Raw genomic sequence first — 16,920 nt, forward strand, 5'->3', positions numbered from 1 at the left:
CCAGTGGAATCGCCGATCCCGGCCGCCGTCGTGCAAGCCACCTCCGAGCTGCCTCGTCTCGATCGACTGTCGATCGAGGGCGCCGAAGAGTCGGACCAATCGGCGCGACGTGGTGCTCTCGCGCACAGCCTCGGGCAACTCCTCGATGCGCAGCGGCTGCGCTGAAGCGATCCAGCGAAGATCCGCCAGGTTGGAGCCGAGGCCGGTCGCCGCCAGAAGCGGCGTCGGGTCCGCCAAAATCCAGGTCACGCCCCGACTCGGCGAGATCAGCCTGCTGACGAAGTCGTACGTGTCGCGCGGCGTGAGGACGTCGATCGAACGAAGGTCGCGAATCCCCATCGCACTCGACACGAGCGGCGGGGCCAACTCGACGGGTCCCGAGAAGCGCCCCGGGCGCTCCTCTGCGAGACGCTGTAGCTCGACCGTCCAGGGCGCGGGGGCATAGACGTCCACCCGCTCGGCCCAGGTACGCGGCACGAGCCACAACATCTCCGCCGTGACGAGCACGAGCCCGAGGAGCGTTGCCGGAAACGGAAGCGAGTCCAGTCCCCGCGCCACGAGGAGCGCCAGAGCCAGATAGAGCGGAAAGCAGTATTTGACGTAGTTGATCGAGCCGAAGATCGGCACGTCGCCGAGGGGCACCGGGAGCGCGCCATGGATCCGCAGGACTTCGACGACCACGGTCAGAGCGAGCGCCCGGGTGAGCCAGGACCGCCGTGTGTGCCAGAACCCCAAAGCCGCCCCCACGATGACCGTGAGCCCGGCGTAGGGCAGCCCCCGGGACGTGCCCTCCGCGGGCGGCGTGGCGCCCCCGGTTGGGACGTACTGCAGCTCCTTCGCGAGACTGCCACCGAGACTCGAGAGAGATCCGACCGGCAGCGTCCATTGAGACTGGGTCGTGCGTCCCGCGCGGACGAGCCCACTCGCTTGGCCGTACGTTTCCGCGAACGGCACGAGTGCGATCGCCGCAATCCCGGCGCCGAGTGCAACGCCACACACCCAGCCGCCGATCTGGCGGTAGAGCGGCATCGCGTCCGGGTCCGCTCCCTCTTCAGCAGCAGCGCTCGACCGGTCCGCGGCATCGGCGAGAAGCCACGACAAGCCGAACACCCCGGCCATGATCGCACTCTGCGGTTTCACTCCGAGGAGCCCGGCACTCACCGCAAGCGCGATCCAGGCGATGCCTCGATCGCCGTTGCGGCGAAGCGCCAACGCGGCCCAGAGCGTCGCGGGCACGAAGACATCCGTGTTGAGGGGATGATGCTCGATCCACTCCACGGTCTGCCCCGACAGCATCAACGCGACGGCGGCCGCGAGCGCGCTCGCGAAACGGATCCCCAGTTCCCGCGCGAGCCCGAACGTGAAGAACCCGAGCAAGAAGACGCGGAGGAGCCACGCGAAGTCCTGCATGCCGGACGAAGGGAAGAGGTTCACGAGGAACTGCAGCGGCGACAACGCGCCCATGTTCGGATTGCCGAGAAGCGGGATCCCGAGCCCTTCGGCGTCGTTCCACAACGGGGCCTGCCCGGCCGCAAGGCCGCGGTGCACCAGATAGGGAGCCGGCTCGTCCACCCAGGTGGCCCCCTCGAGGTCGCGCACCGGGGCGGCGACGTCGGGCGGCCCGGCGACTCCGACCGGCCCGGTCGGGAGCGCTCCGGGCAACCAAGCCGCGCTGGAGAAGGTTCGCCCGCCGAACAGAACGGAGGGAAACGCCGCGCACAGAAGCGCGGCGAGGAGCCCCGCCGCAGCGAGCCGGCCTACCACCGCGCCACGAGGGCGCCGGCCGTCATGCCGCCGCCGACCGCGTTCACCACGAGCACGTCGCCCGTCTTCAGCTTTCCGGCTCGGTGCGCCTCTTCCAGGGCAATCGGAATGGACGCGGCCGACGTGTTCCCACACCGGTCGAGGTTGATCCCGACGCGATCCGGCGAGATCTTCAACTGCGAGATCATCATCCGGATGATGCGCACGTTCGCCTGGTGCGGGACGAGAAGCTGGACGTCTTCGGGGCGAAGTCCGGCCAGATCGAGCACCTCCCGGGTCAGCGCCACCAACTGCTCTACGGCGGCACGAAACACATCCTGTCCCTTCATCCGCATCCAGGGATCCTCGCCGCCCGGCGGAAGATCTTCGGGGCGCCGGGCGCCCGAACGAACGTAGAGAATCGGCCAGAGATCACCGAGCGCCCGCAACCGCGCGACCAGGATCCCACTGCCGCCCTCCCCGGACTGCTCGTCCGCGACGAGGACGACGGCTCCGGCCCCGTCACCGAAGAGCGGACTCGTCATGCGATCGGTTGGTTCACAAAGCGCACTCAACCGATCGGCGCCGACCACGAGAACGCGCTGGTGATCCCCCGCTCGGATTCCCTGATCTGCGACGGTGACCGCGTAGGGAAAGCCGGCGCACGCGGCCGCGACGTCGAATGCCGGCGAGGTCCCGATCCCGAGACGCTCGTGCAGAAGACAAGCGAGGGACGGGAAGAGATAGGGGCCCGATGTCGTAGCCACTACGATCGCATCGACATCCTTCGGGGCGACGCTCGCCTGGTCCAGCGCGGCGCGCGCGGCGGCCGCCGCCAGGTCCACGAGCGAGTCACCGTCGGCAAGAATCCGCCGCTCTCGAACGCCGGTCCTGCCCTCGATCCAACCCGACTCGACCCCGAGTCGGGCTTCGACGGCGTCGTTACCGACGACCGTTTCGGGAAGTGCCGCCCCCACCCCCACGATCCGCGACCGGAGCACCCGGCATCCATACCGCACTCTTCGGAAGGCCGCCATTTGGCGGGGCCTTCCGGGCGATCAAAAGCGGGGCGTGCTCGCCGGGGTCGGGGTGGGCGTGCCGGTCGGGCGACCGGCCGGAGTCGGGCTCGGCGTCGGAACGGGCGACGCATCCGCCGAGAGGGCCGAGGAGCACGTCCCGCCGAGACACGAACCCGCACAGCAATCCTGGTCGCTCGAACACGCGCCGCTCGGCGCGGCACAGCAACGCCCGAGGACGCAGCCCGCACCGGCCCCGCAACACTCGCTCGCATCGGAGCACGCCGACTGGAGCGGAAGACAGCACGCCCCGTCGCAGCCCACGTTGGTCCCACAGCAGATCGAGTCGTCGGCGCAGTTGTCGCCCAGCGGCGCGCAGCAGATGTTCTGGCCTGAGGTCGGGGTCTCTTCACAGTCGCTGCCCGGACAGCACTCGAACACGGCATCGCACGTATTCCCCTGCGGCACGCAGAGGGGAGGCGTAGGAGCGGGCGTCGGTGTCGGCGGGGCACTGCCCTCACACGTCCCGCTCGCACAGCGGCCGGTACAGCACTCGGAGTCGTTCGCGCACGACAGACCATCGGGGAGACAGCAGCTACCCGCAGCACACGCCGCGCCGTCGTCGCAGCAATCGCTCGCGCCGGTGCACGAGACGCCCAGCGGCGCGCAGCACTGTTGGCCTCGACAGGCGTTGTCACTCCCGCAGCAATTCCCATCGATCTGGCAGGGCATCGTCAGACCGAGGCAACAGCGTGTGCCGCTGCCCGCCGGCGTGACGTCGCACTCGCGTGGGATGTCCTGGCAACATTCCGCCGGCGCGGTGCAACTCGCCCCGGTGCCCCCGCAGGTCGGTGGCGGGGTCGGGGTCGGCGGAGCCGAGGAAACGCTCAACGTCGCCGACTCGCTCGCGGTGTCGTTCGGCGGCCCACGGGAGGCCGTCGCGGTGAACGTCACGTCGACGGTCTGTCCTCCATCACTGAGAGTGGTCTGCCAACGGAACGTCCCCGTCGCCGGGTTGCCTCTCGAGGTGTCGAACGTCGCCGCACTGGGCGCACCCGACTGCGTGAGCGTGACCGGCGAGCCTTCCGGGTCCTGCCCTTCGATGTTCAGAACGATCAGGTCGCCGGCACTCACCGAGCGATCCTGGACGCCGCTGAGCGTTGGCGGTCGAACGGGGTCGTTGTTGCCCCCTCCGCCCCCGCCGCCACCACCACCCGCGGCTGCCGCTGCGCCGCCGATCACGACGACGAGCCCACCGCCGACGAGTGCGGCGGTCATGGGCGACATCCCGAGGATCGTCGTCTCCTCTTCCTCCACCGGCTCCGGCGGGGTGCCCGTGGTCGTAGCGGCCTTCTTCGATGCGGACGCCCCACCCGCGACGGCTCCAGCCGTGGCGGCGGTCGTGGTCGATGCGTCGGTCGTCCGGGCGACGACTTCGGGCTGCGCGTCGGTCGTGGGCGCTGCCGCAGGTGCCTCGGTCGTCACGCTCGGAGTCGCGATCGGTGCCGCGGCCACCACCGCTGGAGCCGCAACCGGCTCGAGCTCGGACTGAACCACGGTCGCAACCGCCGTCAGCGACATCGACGAAGCCGGCAGGGTCGCGAGGCGGAGACGCGCCAACCGAAAGGACGAATCGGCGCGCAACGCCTTTTCGTACTCGCGTCGGGCGTCGTCGAACTGGCCGCGGTCTTCGTGGTCGAGCCCACGACCGAACGCGAGTGCGGCATCGAGGCTCTCGGTGTGCACGGCCTGCATCCGCGCGGCCGAAGCCTTGGAAAGGGAACTCACCGGAGAACCGAGGCGATTCGAAATCCCAACGGCGGTGTCACGGATCGCGGCGTAGAAGCGATCGAGCGGGGCGAGGAACGAGCCCGACTCGAGCCGGAGGCCGGATTCCGTGTCGATCAACGCGGAGTCCACCTCGAGCGTCATCGGGTCCGTCGACGTATCGACGTGCGCACCGACGACGACCAGTCCAGCCCCGAGGAGCGCACCCACACGTCGCGCGGTCTTGGTATCGCTTCCTGCCTGGTCGGAGACCTCGTCGAGAAACGCTTCGACGCGGCCACGCTCGACGACTCGCGAGTTCGGAACACCACCCAGGCTGTCGGTCAGCATCGCCGCGATGGCCTTGCCGAGCGGCTCGTACTCCGGCGCGCCGACATTCCGAAAGGGCAGAACGGCGAGCACGTCGCCGGAAACGCGCGCCCCACGCCCCGCGGAGACGGCCGCTTTCGCACCCCGCCGGTTCGCCTCGCGAACCACGAGGGTCCGTAGTCGAGCGATATCGCCCGCAAGGGCGGTGTCCGGGGATGTCTTGATGAACTGCCCCCAGGCATCCGCCGCCCGAGCGGGTTGATCGAGTCGCAATTGGGCGAGCCCCAACAAAAGCGCGTCGTTCGGATCGCCGCCGGGCGCCCCCTGGAGGGCCGAAACCACGCCCCGGTAGTCTCCCGCGCCGTAGCGCTCATAACCGGTTTCGTAGGCAGCCGAGAGCGCGGCGAACGAAACGGAGGGCGGAGCCACGATGAGAGCAACGAGAAACAGCGCCAGGGATCGCGAAATGATGGACCTCATTTGGATTCGCGACCCTTACTCGGCCTGCCCCCAGCGGGCAAGCGCGCGGCCCGGGGCTGGCGCCAGAGCCGGACCCTGTAATAAGCCGAGAGTAGCCGATGCAGCCAACGACCCAGCGACGGAGCCCCGGAGCCCACTTCAGGCGGCAGACCCTGGCCGTCCTCTTATGGACGGCCCTGCTCCTACCGGGCGCCGCCCGGGCTGCCCAGGTCGACCTCGCCGGATGCGTGAAGCTCGCCCTCGCCCGAAACCCCCAGATCCTCGATGCAATCGATGCAGAATTGTCGGCGCGGCTCACGCTCGAGGTGGCCGAAGTCGAGTACGATCTTCAGGTAACTCCCACGATCGACGGCGGCCTGCAGGGCTCAAACACGACCAACCAGAACTTCGAGCTGCTGCTGCGGCGGAAGTTCCTCCCGACCGGAACGCAAGTCGACGTCAAAGGCAGCTCTCGCGTCTTCTCCACCGTACCGCAGGTCTCGGTCCCCTACTTCAGCGAGGCCCGGGTGACCGTGGCCCAACCACTTCTTCAAGGCTGGACCGCAATCGAGAACCGATCGGGCCTCGACGAGGCCGAGCGACGCCTCGGCTCGAGCGAGCACGCGATCGAAGTCGCACGCGAAGAAACCGTGTTCCAGATCGTGCGCGCCTACTACGAGGTCGTCCGGGCCGAACAACTCCTCGAAGTCGCGCGGCGTTCGCGCACGCGCGTCCGGGCACTGAAGGACGCCGCCGAGGCTCGCCTCGAACTCGGCAAGGTCTCGAAGATGGACGTCTACCGAGCCGACATCCAAGAAGCGCGCGTCCTCAACACACTCGCCGACCAGGAGGCTCGTCGCGCGGGCGCACTCGACAACTTGAAGCTCCTCCTCGGGCTCGACCCGCGGGTCGACCTCCAGATCGACCCACGCCTCCAAGGTCCGACCGTGACCGAACTGAAGGGCGTGAACCTCGAAGACCAGGCCGACAACCAACGCCCCGAAGTTCGCGAGGCCCGGGCCGAGGTTGCCGACTCGGAACGCAAACTCGTTCTCGCGAAGTACGGGCTCTGGCCGGCACTCGACCTCGTCGGGCACTACGCACAGCAGGGCTTCGGTGAGTCGTTCGGAGACTCGTTCAACCTCGACCGCACCGAATGGAACGTCGGCTTCCGCTCATCGGTCCCGCTCGACCGAACCATCCAGAAAGCTGCGCTGACGGAAGCCGAGATTGCGCTGCGCAGCCGCGAACGGAACTACCGCCAACTCCGCGGCCAGGTGGTGGGTCAGGTGCGACAGGCAGTGCGACAGCTCGACCGCGCTCGCGCCGAGTCGGAGCTCGCCGCGCGAATTGCGACACAGGCCTCCCAGCAAGAAGAACTCGCGCGATACCGCTACGAGAAGGGCCTCACGGACAACTTCGACCTCGTCCAGGCGGAGGAACAGCTCACCGAGGCCCGCGCGGGTCAGATCCTCGCCACGATCGACCAGGCGGTCGCCGCCGGCGCCGTGCGCCGGGCCACGGGCACGCTCACCGCCGCCTTCCTGGATCTACCGCCTGCGGCGGCTCCGGCGGTTCGTGACACCGGGCCGCCACCGGGCGGCGCCTGCGGCAAGGAAACCGAATGCGCTCTCGGCGAGTGACCGCGTCCCTGTTCGGGGTCGGCGCCATCGCACTGGTCGCCGCCGTCAGCGGGTGGGACGACGCCCCACGAGGAGACGGGGCCCCACCCACCGCGCGCGCGCTGCGCGGCGACGTCACGCAGAGCCTGGTCGAGCCCGGCACTCTTCGCGCCGCCCGCTCGGTCACGTTGGCATCCGAGATCCGCAGCAACCGCGCCAAGATCGTGTCCCTCCTCCCCGACGGAACCTGGGTCGAGCCGGGCGACACCGTGCTGCGTTTCGATCCGACCCCGTTCGAGGAGGAGCGTTTGAAGGCGCTCGCAGACGTGCGAGATGCCGAAGCGGCCACTGTCCGCGCGGAGCAGGAGCGAAAGCTCCAGATCGCGAAGGCCGAGGAGTCGCTCGAGAGCACGCGCCACGCGGTCCGACTCGCCGAGCTGAATCTCGAAGCCTTCGAGAAGGGAACCGGCGCGCTGAACGTTCGCGAAGCGGAAGTCCGGGCGGCGGAAATGGGCGCGGAACTCTCTCGCGCGCGCGAAGACCTGATGGACATGGAACGCATGCTCCGCCAGGGATTCGTGAGCGCCGAAGAAGTCTCCCGTCAACGCGGTCGGGTCGAGAACCTCGGCCGTCAAGACGGGCTTCAGGGCGATCGCCTTCGTACCGCCCGCGAGATCCACTACCCGCGAGACCTCGAACGGTCGCGGAACCAACTCGAGGAGGCTGAGGACGCGGTCGCCCGCGCCGAGGGCGTCCTGTACTACACACGCGAGTACTACCGCGCCGTTCGAGAAAGCGCGCAACGCAAAGAGGAGTCGACGCGAACGGCCCTCGGTCGGGTCGACGAGCAACTCGCGAAAACGCAGATCACGACCCCGATCGCGGGCTTCCTGGTCTTGCAGGACATCCCACTGGAGAACGGCAAGCGGCGTCCGCAGGTCGGCGATTCGGTGTGGAGCGGCGTGCCGATTGCCACCGTGCCCGACCTCTCGAAGATGCAGCTCACCGCCTTCGTGCGCGAGGTCGATCTCCATCGAGTCTCCGTGGGGATGGCCGCCGACGTGGCCATCGAGGCCTACCCCGACCTCCGGCTCGAGGGTCGAATCGGCCACATCGGCAGTCTCGCCGAGAACGTCGTGGACTCCCCATGGAAGTTCTTCCCGGTCACCCTGACGCTCGCGACCACCGACGACCGACTACGCCCGGGCATGTCGGCACGCGTCGAATTCGAGCTCGCGCGATCCGAAGATGTAGTCCGGGTTCCGGCGGACGCCATTTTCACGCGCGGGGACAGACGGGTCGTCTACATCCGCCACGGGAGCTCGGTCGCCGAGCACGAGGTCTCGCTCGGACTCGCGAACGAGACCCACGTCGAGATCCGCGCCGGGATCGATGAAGGAGACGAGCTTCTCCTGGAATCGCCGGGCGGCTCTGTTGCATTCCAACCGCTTCCGGAGCCGCGAGCGTGAGCGATGCCGCACCCGAGGGCCGCCGAGCACCTTGCGCGGCCCTTAAAGGAATCGAGCGCCACTACCCACGTCGCGAAGGCACCGTCACCGCGCTCGAAGCCATCGACCTCGAAATCCAGCACGGCGAGATGCTGGCCCTGACGGGGCCTTCAGGCTCCGGCAAGTCGACGTTGCTCCACGTGCTCGGTCTTCTCGATACGCCCACCGCCGGCCGGTACCGCCTCGACGGCGAGGACGTCTCGACGCTCGAAGACGACGCTCGCGCGGCACGCCGCAACCGCAAAATCGGCTTCGTCTTCCAGGCCTTCCACCTGGTGCCGCATCTCACCCTCGAAGAAAACGTCGCGCTTCCCCTCGTGTACGGCGGCGTCGACGAGGACGGTCGCAGCCCGCGCGCTGCGACGGCGCTCCGCCAGGTCGGATTGGACCATCGTCTCACGCATCGGCCCGACGAGCTCTCCGGAGGGGAGCAGCAACGCGCCGCAATTGCGCGAGCCCTCATCTACGAACCGCCGCTTCTGCTCGCCACGAGCCCACGGGGAACCTCGACGAGGCGTCCGCCGAGGGCGTCCTCGAACTCATGCGCACCATCCACTCCTTAGGCACGACGGTCGTGCTCGTTACGCACAACCCCCGGGTCGCGGCGATGGCCGAGCGAACGCTGGAAATCCGTCATGGCCGCTTCGTCTGAGCCCGGCCGAATCTCCGCGCGTGACGTCGCCCGCGCCGCGCTTGGCGGCGTTCGGCTCTATCGCCTCCGATCCGCCCTCACGATCGCGAGTTTCGCCGCCGGGACGGCAGCCGCGGTCGCGCTGCTGTCGATCACGGGCGGCGCTCGCCTGGAGCTGCTCGAGCGAATCCAGCGCCTTGGCGCGAATCTGGTGAGCGTGCATGCCGTCGGAGAAGCGGGGCGCGAGGCTCCGCCCGCCCTGACCATCGCCGACGCCACCGCGATCGCACAGGCGCTGCCATTCGCTCGTGACGTCGCGCCGGTGCGCGTCGTGCCCGCAAGCGTCCTCCTTCCCGATGAACAGCTGACGGTCCAAGTGGTGGGCACGACACAAGACTACTTCGCCCTACGCGGACTGTCGTTCGCCCGCGGACGCCCGTTCTCGGTCGAAGAGAGCGATGGAGGAGCCGCGGTCTGCGTCGCGGGAGACGAGACGGCCCGCCGACTTGCGCGCGAGGGCCCGGTCTACGGCTCGCACGTGAAGGTCGGCGAGCGATGGTGCCGGGTCGTCGGAATCCTGGAGCCAGAGGCCTCGACCACGGGCGAAGACACCGATCGCCGCCTCTACGTCCCGATCCTCACGACGCTACGCCACGACCTTTCCGAGCGACAAGGACTCGGCGAGATCCTGCTCCGAATCTCGGACGACGTCGATCCCGAACGCGCCGCGCAGGTCGTAAAGCGCGCGCTGCTGCGACGACACGACGGCGTCGAGCACTTCGCCATCGAGACCGCGCAGGCCCTCCTGCGTCAACAACGGAGCACCCGGGGCTTACTGGATACGCTTCTCGCCGCCGTGGCGGTCCTGGCCCTCTGCCTCGGCGGCATCGCCCTCGGGAGCCAGGCGTGGCAAAGCGTTTCCCTGCGGCGGCGCGAGATCGCGATCCGCCGGGCGATCGGTGCGAGGCGGGAAGAAATCCTCGTGCAGTTTCTCCTCGAGGGGATCCTGCTCGCGTCCGCCGGGGCCGCGGTCGGTGTCGGCCTCGGCGTCGCCGGCGCGGCCCTCGCCGCCACCCTCGGCGAGTGGCCGTGGGTCGTGCCGGCCAGTAGACTCGCAAGCACACTGGCGATCATCCTGTTCCTCGGCGTCGCAGCCACGATTTATCCGGCCTACCGGGCCGCGACGCTCGACCCGGTCGAGGCGCTCCGCAGCGAGCGCTGATCCCAAGCGGTCCCGAAGCGCCAGGGGGATGCTATGCAAGCGCCACGGATGGAGCCCTCGTGAGCCAACGCACCTTCGTGATCTTCGTCCTCGGCCTCTTGGGGATGCGATTCGCCACCCTGCCGCTCCTCCCCGCCCTCGACCCGAGCGAGGCCCGCTATGCCGTCGTCGCGCGCGACATGCTGCAAAGCGGCGACTTCGTCACGCCGATGATCTGGGCGAACGGGGAGTACACCCCGTTCTTCAGCAAGCCTCCTCTCCTCTTCTGGTTGCAGGCCGGGACGATGGCGGCCCTCGGCGTCACCGAACTGGCGGCGAGACTCCCTCCCTTCCTCGCTTCGGTCTGCGTCCTGCTGGTGACGTGGTTCACGCTCCGGCGCTATGTGGCGTCGGAGGTACTGCGGGGCTCGCTCCTCGTTCTCACGTCGTCGCCCCTCTTCTTCCTGAGCGCGGGTATCGGACTCACCGACATGCTGCTCTGCCTGTCCGTCGGCGGCGCCCTCTTCTCCCACTATGCGTTCACGCGTGAGGACGACCCGGTGCGCGCGCGGCGGTGGAGTCTCGTGACGTTCGCTTTGCTGGGAATCGGCATGCTCACGAAGGGACCGATCGCGCTGGTCGAGTTCGGCCTGCCGGCGCTCGCCTGGAGTGCCTGGAACCGGCGTCTCGACGATCTCGCGAGGCAGGCGTGGTGGCCCGGCCTCCTCGTGTTTCTGCTCCTCTGGGTTCCCTGGTTCGCCCTGACGGAGCGAGCCAACGCCGGATTCCTCGAGTACTTCTTTGTCAACGAGAACTTCCTGCGCTTTTTCGCATCGGAGTACGGCGATCGGTACGGCGGGGGACACAAGTTTCCGCCCGGCGCTGCGATCGTGTTCTTCCTTCTGGCGTTCCTCCCGTGGCTCGTCCTACTGGCCTGGCACTTGCGGGCGCCCGACGCGCGACGGCTCGCGAAACAACGTCTCGGGCGCAGTGATCTCCAGTTCCTCGGGTTCGCGGTGGTCGGCAACATTCTGTTTTTGAGCTTCTCTCGACACATCCTCGGCACGTATGTTCTGCCGGTGCTGCCCGCGGCGGCGGTCCTGCTCGCCGCGATCTTCGCGAGCCTCGGCCTCAGCGCTGCGCGACAGGGACGAATCGCGGTCGGACTCGTCGTCGTCTACTCGCTCGCGATGATCCTCGGCATGCCTCTGATCGAGGGCGGATGGTCCTCGCAAACAATTCTCGCGCGGGCCGAGGCCTTCCAGGCCGAGCGCGGCGCGGAAGGCCGGATCGTCTTCGTGGAGAAGCGACCGTTCTCGGCCCGCTTCTACGGCGGGCCGAATATCGACCAAATCCCCTGGGATGCCGGGAACGAGCACTACGAGTGGTACCTCGATCCGCCGAACGGCCACCTCATGATCCTCAGGCGCCATCACCCGGACATCGTCGACCCGTACGTCACCGACCGACTACGCCGGGTGGAGGAGATCGGCCGCTACACGATCTGGGAGCCGATCGAGCCGAACTAGCGCATCGCTAGGAGCGGCCGCGCAACTCGAAGAGGTCCAGCGACGCCGGCCCGTCGATCGCCAAACGCAGGCGGACCTCGCCCGGGCGTCCGGTGATTTCGAATCCACGTCCGAGCCCCCTGGGTACGTCTTCGAGGACGCGGACCCGTGCGGGAGGTGCGACCTCGAGTTCCAGAACCCGACCCGGCCCGTCGAAACGCGCGAAGAGCCGCAGGACGACATCGTCGTCGCGCGAGAACCGCAGGGGGACGGACACGACCGGGTCGGGGCACGGCCACTGCATCCGGGGCAGCGCGCCGTCCCCGTAATCCAGTGGTGTCGCGCCGGGCCGAAGCGGCAAGGGTCCGCCTCCGCAGTTCACCAAGCGAGCCGCCGTCCGATCCAGCCAGGGCTCGTACCGCAGAAACTCGAGCGGCCCAGCGATGATTGGCGCCGGCTGCCCACTGCGCCATGCGGGCGGCACTTCACCGCGATACGTGACCACGACCTCGTGTGTACCGGAGGGCTCGTCCGCTCCGTGCACAGCTCTCGCAAAGAAGAAGCCGTTGTCCGTGTCGAGATCCGAGAAGCCCGGACCGTGTGCTCGTTGCCACAGGCCGGGAGGCGCGATGCCCAAACCGAACACCAACGTGTCCGCCGCCTGCCCACGGGTCGCGACGGTCGGTACGCGCGCGCGCGAATCTGGGAACGCCGCAGGAGGTCCGCCAAGGCGTAGCAACTCCAGGTTCGCACCGACGTACCCCGCGGTGTGGGCGGCGTGAATCCACCACACGAGGAGCGCCGCACGTCCGATGGCGAGACCCCCGAGCATCCACCAACCGGGTCGTCCAAGCACGGTTGCTACCACGAGCCCCACGACCAACGCGGCCGGGACGAGGCTCACATCGAGATAGTAGTGCCACGCCTCCCAAGGCAAGAGCAGCACCGCAAGGAACGACGACAACAACATACCCAGAACGGCGATCGTTGGACCGGCCGCGCCGTCCATCGGGAGGCGGACGATGAGGACAGCCACGCAAGCAAGCACGACGGCGATCCACGCCGTCTCGAGGCCGAGCCAGACCGAGATCCAGCCGGGCCACGCCGCCGGATCGAGACTCATCCCGGCGACCGCGCGACGGCCCACGAAAAGGAGGTCCAGGAGCCGACCCGACGTGACATCCGCGGGGCCGGCTGTCGTGGCCGCGTCCGTGACCGGCGGAGAAAAGGTCGACGCCCAGAGCGTCGGCAGGACCACGAGAGCTCCGGACAGGCCGGATGCGAAAACACCGCGGACGCCGAGCCGCGTCGCTTGCGAGAGAACCGCGGCGACACCGACCAACACGACGGGCGCGGCCGCGATGTGGAGCTGCACCATCAGTCCCGCGAGGACCGCGGCCACGATGGCCGCCACGAGTGAAGCGCGTTCGAGCAGGAATACTATGGCCAGAAGGAACCCGCCGCACAGGGCCGGGAGGGCCGCCGGCGCCCACGCCACGCGGCCGTCGATCACGGCGAGCGGCATCGTTGCGAACACCAACGCTGCCGCGAGCCCCGCTGCACCCCCGGCGATCCGCCGGCCGACCTCGAAGGTCAACGCGGTCGCGAGAACACCGAGCAGCCCCGCAAAGACGTACGCGGCCGCCGGCTGGCTCGAGAAGAAGAACGGGACGGCCCAGAAATAGTAGTAGATCGCACCCAGATAGATGCGATTCCGCATCGCAGGGCCCAGGGTGGGGTATTCCTCCCCGGTTGCGATCCGTGCTCCCCAGGCGAGATCGCGCGCCTGATCCACGCCGAACCACCCCGCGTCTGGCCACAGCAGGCGCAGGCCTGCCGCAAGAGCCAGAACCGCGAACAGCCCGAACGCGATTCGAGCCGGCGCTTCTCGGCTCAGCGGCCGACGTCCACGCGGCGCACGAAGTTGTCCTTGGGCAGGACCTTATTGACGTCCGCGAAGCTCTTGATGTGCTTCTTCTTGTCGGGCCAGCGCTCCCAGAGCACGTAGGCCTCGTCGTCCGACACCGCGACCTGCGGGTGGCGAAGCTGGTTGCCCGCAGTGTCGGTCATGACGGTCGCATCGTTCAGAACCCAGGTCTTGCCGAGGTCACGCGACACCGACAGAGCCACGCGCGTGTTTCCTTCCTGCCACGTGATCGCGACGTTGTCGCTGTCTTCGGCGAGCGCGATTCGCGGATGCAACGCGTTACCCGCCGGCGCCTTGTCCAGGCGAATGGGCGCCGTCCACGGAGCACGCCACGTCTTTCCACCGTCGTCCGACACGTTCCAGTAGATGCGTCCCAGCTTGTCGTCCTCGCCGCCGTGCCACGCAAGATAGAGCTGAGGGCCCTTGGTCTTCATATGGAAGAAGGCCTGGGTCTTTCCAGCGTAGATCTCGATCGGCCCGTCCCAGGTCTTGCCGCCGTCTCTGGACTGGCTCATCCACATCCAGCTGCGGTTCGTCTCGCCGGTGATACCGCCTGTCCACACGAGGGTGAGTAGACCGTCGTTGTAGATGAGCTGCGGCCACATCGGACTCGGAAGCGGCTCCTCACCCGTGTCGACCGGCTCTGGCCGGGTCCACTTTGCGCCCATGTTTGCCGAGGAAGCCGTCGACATGAACGGCAGGCCGCTTTCCTTCTGGCTGTGAGGCCGTTCTTCCCAAACGAGGTACGCCTCGTCGCCCTCACCGATCGCGAGCGCCGGAGCGCCCGCCTCGCTTCGTGGCAGCTTCGACACGAGCACATCCGGCTCGAGCCAGGTCTTGCCGCCATCGAGGCTTCGGTTCGCGTAGATGTCGCGGAAAACGTTGCGCTCATCGGTCCACGCAACGATCATCGCGCCGTCGGGCCGCTGCGCGAAAACCGGCAGAAAGGACTGTCTCCGAACGTTCAACGTCGTGATGTCGCCCCAGGTCTCGCCGAAGTCGGTCGATTGCCGCACGAGCACGAACTTCTGCCCGGCTTCGTTCCGACGTGCCTGCCACAGCGCGAGGATCTCGTTCTCAGCGGGCAACATGTGAAGCGTCGGCACGACGGAGATCGTCCTGGAGAAGTCGGGCTCGTTCAGCGCGAACTCCGGAGACCAGGTCTGCCCACGGTCATTCGAGCGACGGAACATCGCGTTCCGGTTCTGCTTGCCGTTCTGGTTCATCCAGGCGACGGCCACGCGATCCCCATCTGCAACGAGCGATGTGTAATACGCCCACGAGAAGGAGCCTGCGCCGCCGTCACTCTCGTTGAGCTGCAGAACCGGCCCCATGCCCGGACCGCGGGTGCATGCCCCACCAAACAAGCTGGCAGCCAAGCCCAGCACTACTGCAGCCACGACCAACGGCTTCATAGAAAACCTCCGCACAAAAAACTACTACCCCAAAACGACACAAGGCCAGAGCGAATCGCCCTGGCCTCGTGCCAACTCATGTCGGTGTTGCGAGCTTACTGATCAGTGCTCGTAATCGCGTACTTGCCGTAGTTGCTGCCGCCGAAGCTGCCAACAGCCTGGCCATGCACAGCGTAGACGAACTCGCCGTCCTGATTGTTCAGGTTCTTCAGGCGAAGGAAGCCGGAAGAGTCGACGGAGATCGAATTCGGGATGAGGCCGGCACCCGGAACCATCGAGGTGAAGTCGGCACACTGGATCCTGTGATCAGGGAGCGACGTCGGGATCTCGAGGTTGTCGTAGAGAACCAGGTTGGCGGTGAGGCTGGCGGTGTTCGGGCCAACCTCAACGTCACCGGCGTCACCGGAGCCGGACCTCTCCTCGAGGGAGATGAAGGCAACCGAGGAAGCATCGACCGAAGTCGGGTTCAGGGTCAGAATGTCAACGTTGTCACCGGTGCCCGAAGGAAGCTCGGTGTAGTCGCCGCCGGCATCGAGACCGAGGCCGATGGCGTCGTTACCGAACGAGTAGCCGATGCTCGTGTTCGCGCGTGTCGCGCTACCCACGATGGCGTTGTCGACCGGGATGAAGCCGCGGAGCGTACCGTCACTGCAGATCTCGTCCGTCTCGTAGGCCGTCACGACCACGAAACCACGCTGCCCCGTAAGGTCAGTCCGAGGACCGATCTGGGTGTTACCGACGTCGATCGCCGATACGTCGCCCGGATCAACGACGATGGTGTCATTCAACGTGAGGCAAACCCACACGTCGACGAGGTGCTCACAGGAATCACTCCAGTAAGCCCAATGCGTCGTGACGCCAAGAATATCGCCCCCGCCGGCCTGCGACGTGCCAGCAATGTTGCTGACGATCATGAACGACACCCAATCCTCGGTGGCGTCAAACGGCATCACCAGCGCGTTCGCCGGCTGCGTGAAGCTCGTGTACGGGTCGTCAACCAATGCGTCCGCACGCGTAGGCCCTGCCATCACTACGGTCAACGCTACCGCTGCCACCCCAAGCTTATAAATCCCTCTCATAATCCCCTCTCTCCTTTCGCTTGACCGCCCAGTCGCTGGGTTAACAGCTGGCCCGAAGCGGCTACCGGTTGCCGAACAGGCACACGGCAAACCCTGTGAACCTCAACAACCTGAACTGCGCCCTATCCAGCCCCGTGACATCGTCGACGAGGCCCTAAAAACGTTTCTATGTTCGTCCCGCCACCCCTAACACAGGGAAATGGTGGGATAGCTTAAATATCCCCGTCGAGTCAACCGGAACGCCCCTTCGGCGCCGCCTGCTCGGCCGGGAAAAACCGCCTTTGCTGCTCTCCTTTCGCCCCACATCAGCCATGCAGCTGGATGTACCAGCTTCCCTCTCTCAGGACCCAGTCTTGCGGGTCATCGAGTTCCCGCGGGATCCTCATCGTGCCACCGCCGGGCTTCAGAACGGGGACGATGGTGTCCATCCTGGCCACCACCTGGCCTTCTTGGCCTTTTTCATCGACAGATATGATCTCGAAATCAACAATGTCGAAGGAAGATCTACGCTTTTCCATGAAGGCGGTACGTTTGAGACCCTCTCGGACCTGCGGATCGATCATCCCGGTCCAGATGGCGTCCCAACTGCCCTTCTGGCGAAGATCCATGTAGCTCTGCGCCCGGGTTACGAGATCTTCTGGCGTTTCACCGGCCGAACAGCCGCCGAAGGACAGCAGCCCCACGACGGCGACCGCACAAAACGCCACGCCACGG

11 protein-coding genes and 1 pseudogene are annotated in these 16,920 nt (G+C 67.3%); 5 read left to right on the plus strand and 7 right to left on the minus strand.

Translation table 11 applies throughout. From position 1 onward, the window contains the following. The 3 genes from P8R42_12560 to P8R42_12570 all read right to left on the minus strand — a co-directional run. Positions 1-1,764, minus strand: a 1,764-nt coding sequence (locus tag P8R42_12560; GenBank protein ID MDG2305453.1) for a hypothetical protein, incomplete at its 3' end; no start/stop codon positions are given. Beyond that, positions 1,758-2,720 carry a beta-ketoacyl-ACP synthase 3 gene (locus P8R42_12565; protein MDG2305454.1) on the minus strand — a complete coding sequence of 321 codons (963 nt, stop codon included), beginning with the start codon at positions 2,718-2,720 and terminating at the stop codon, positions 1,758-1,760. The genes P8R42_12560 and P8R42_12565, both read right to left, overlap by 7 nt. Positions 2,721-2,801: 81 nt before the next feature. Further along, positions 2,802-5,336 carry a hypothetical protein gene (locus P8R42_12570; protein MDG2305455.1) on the minus strand — a complete coding sequence of 845 codons (2,535 nt, stop codon included), beginning with the start codon at positions 5,334-5,336 and terminating at the stop codon, positions 2,802-2,804. A 98-nt stretch (positions 5,337-5,434) separates the two neighbouring features. Between P8R42_12570 and P8R42_12575 the strand changes: the two genes are divergently transcribed. From P8R42_12575 to P8R42_12595, 5 genes and pseudogenes are all read left to right on the plus strand, one after another. Then, a complete protein-coding gene (locus P8R42_12575) occupies positions 5,435-6,958 on the plus strand; it encodes a TolC family protein (GenBank protein MDG2305456.1) in 1,524 nt (507 codons plus the stop codon). Next, a complete protein-coding gene (locus P8R42_12580) occupies positions 6,940-8,406 on the plus strand; it encodes an efflux RND transporter periplasmic adaptor subunit (protein ID MDG2305457.1) in 1,467 nt (488 codons plus the stop codon). Before P8R42_12575 ends, P8R42_12580 begins: the two co-directional genes overlap by 19 nt. Before the next feature lie 50 nt (positions 8,407-8,456). Continuing rightward, positions 8,457-9,097: pseudogene (locus P8R42_12585) on the plus strand (ABC transporter ATP-binding protein). Continuing rightward, positions 9,081-10,298 (plus strand): ABC transporter permease, encoded by a 1,218-nt coding sequence (locus tag P8R42_12590; GenBank protein ID MDG2305458.1) that lies wholly within the window; start codon positions 9,081-9,083, stop codon positions 10,296-10,298. The pseudogene P8R42_12585 and the gene P8R42_12590 overlap by 17 nt, the downstream one beginning before the upstream one ends. A 59-nt stretch (positions 10,299-10,357) precedes the next feature. Beyond that, positions 10,358-11,806 carry a glycosyltransferase family 39 protein gene (locus tag P8R42_12595; GenBank protein MDG2305459.1) on the plus strand — a complete coding sequence of 483 codons (1,449 nt, stop codon included), beginning with the start codon at positions 10,358-10,360 and terminating at the stop codon, positions 11,804-11,806. Positions 11,807-11,813: 7 nt separating this feature from the next. On the opposite strand, the gene P8R42_12600 is transcribed toward P8R42_12595, so the two are convergent. The 4 genes from P8R42_12600 to P8R42_12615 all read right to left on the minus strand — a co-directional run bounded on the left by P8R42_12600 (position 11,814) and on the right by P8R42_12615 (position 16,913). Then, positions 11,814-13,580, minus strand: a complete 1,767-nt coding sequence (locus tag P8R42_12600) for a hypothetical protein (protein MDG2305460.1) — start codon at positions 13,578-13,580, stop codon at positions 11,814-11,816. Positions 13,581-13,678: 98 nt separating this feature from the next. After that, positions 13,679-15,127 (minus strand): sialidase family protein, encoded by a 1,449-nt coding sequence (locus P8R42_12605; protein ID MDG2305461.1) that lies wholly within the window; start codon positions 15,125-15,127, stop codon positions 13,679-13,681. A gap of 95 nt (positions 15,128-15,222) precedes the next feature. Continuing rightward, on the minus strand, positions 15,223-16,206 hold the full coding sequence (locus tag P8R42_12610) for a hypothetical protein (protein ID MDG2305462.1): 984 nt from the start codon (positions 16,204-16,206) through the stop codon (positions 15,223-15,225). Positions 16,207-16,511: 305 nt separating this feature from the next. Next, positions 16,512-16,913, minus strand: a complete 402-nt coding sequence (locus P8R42_12615; GenBank protein MDG2305463.1) for a hypothetical protein — start codon at positions 16,911-16,913, stop codon at positions 16,512-16,514. Positions 16,914-16,920 lie beyond the last annotated feature (7 nt).

This window comes from Candidatus Binatia bacterium (assembly GCA_029243485.1).
GTDB lineage: Bacteria > Desulfobacterota > Binatia > UBA12015 > UBA12015 > VGTG01.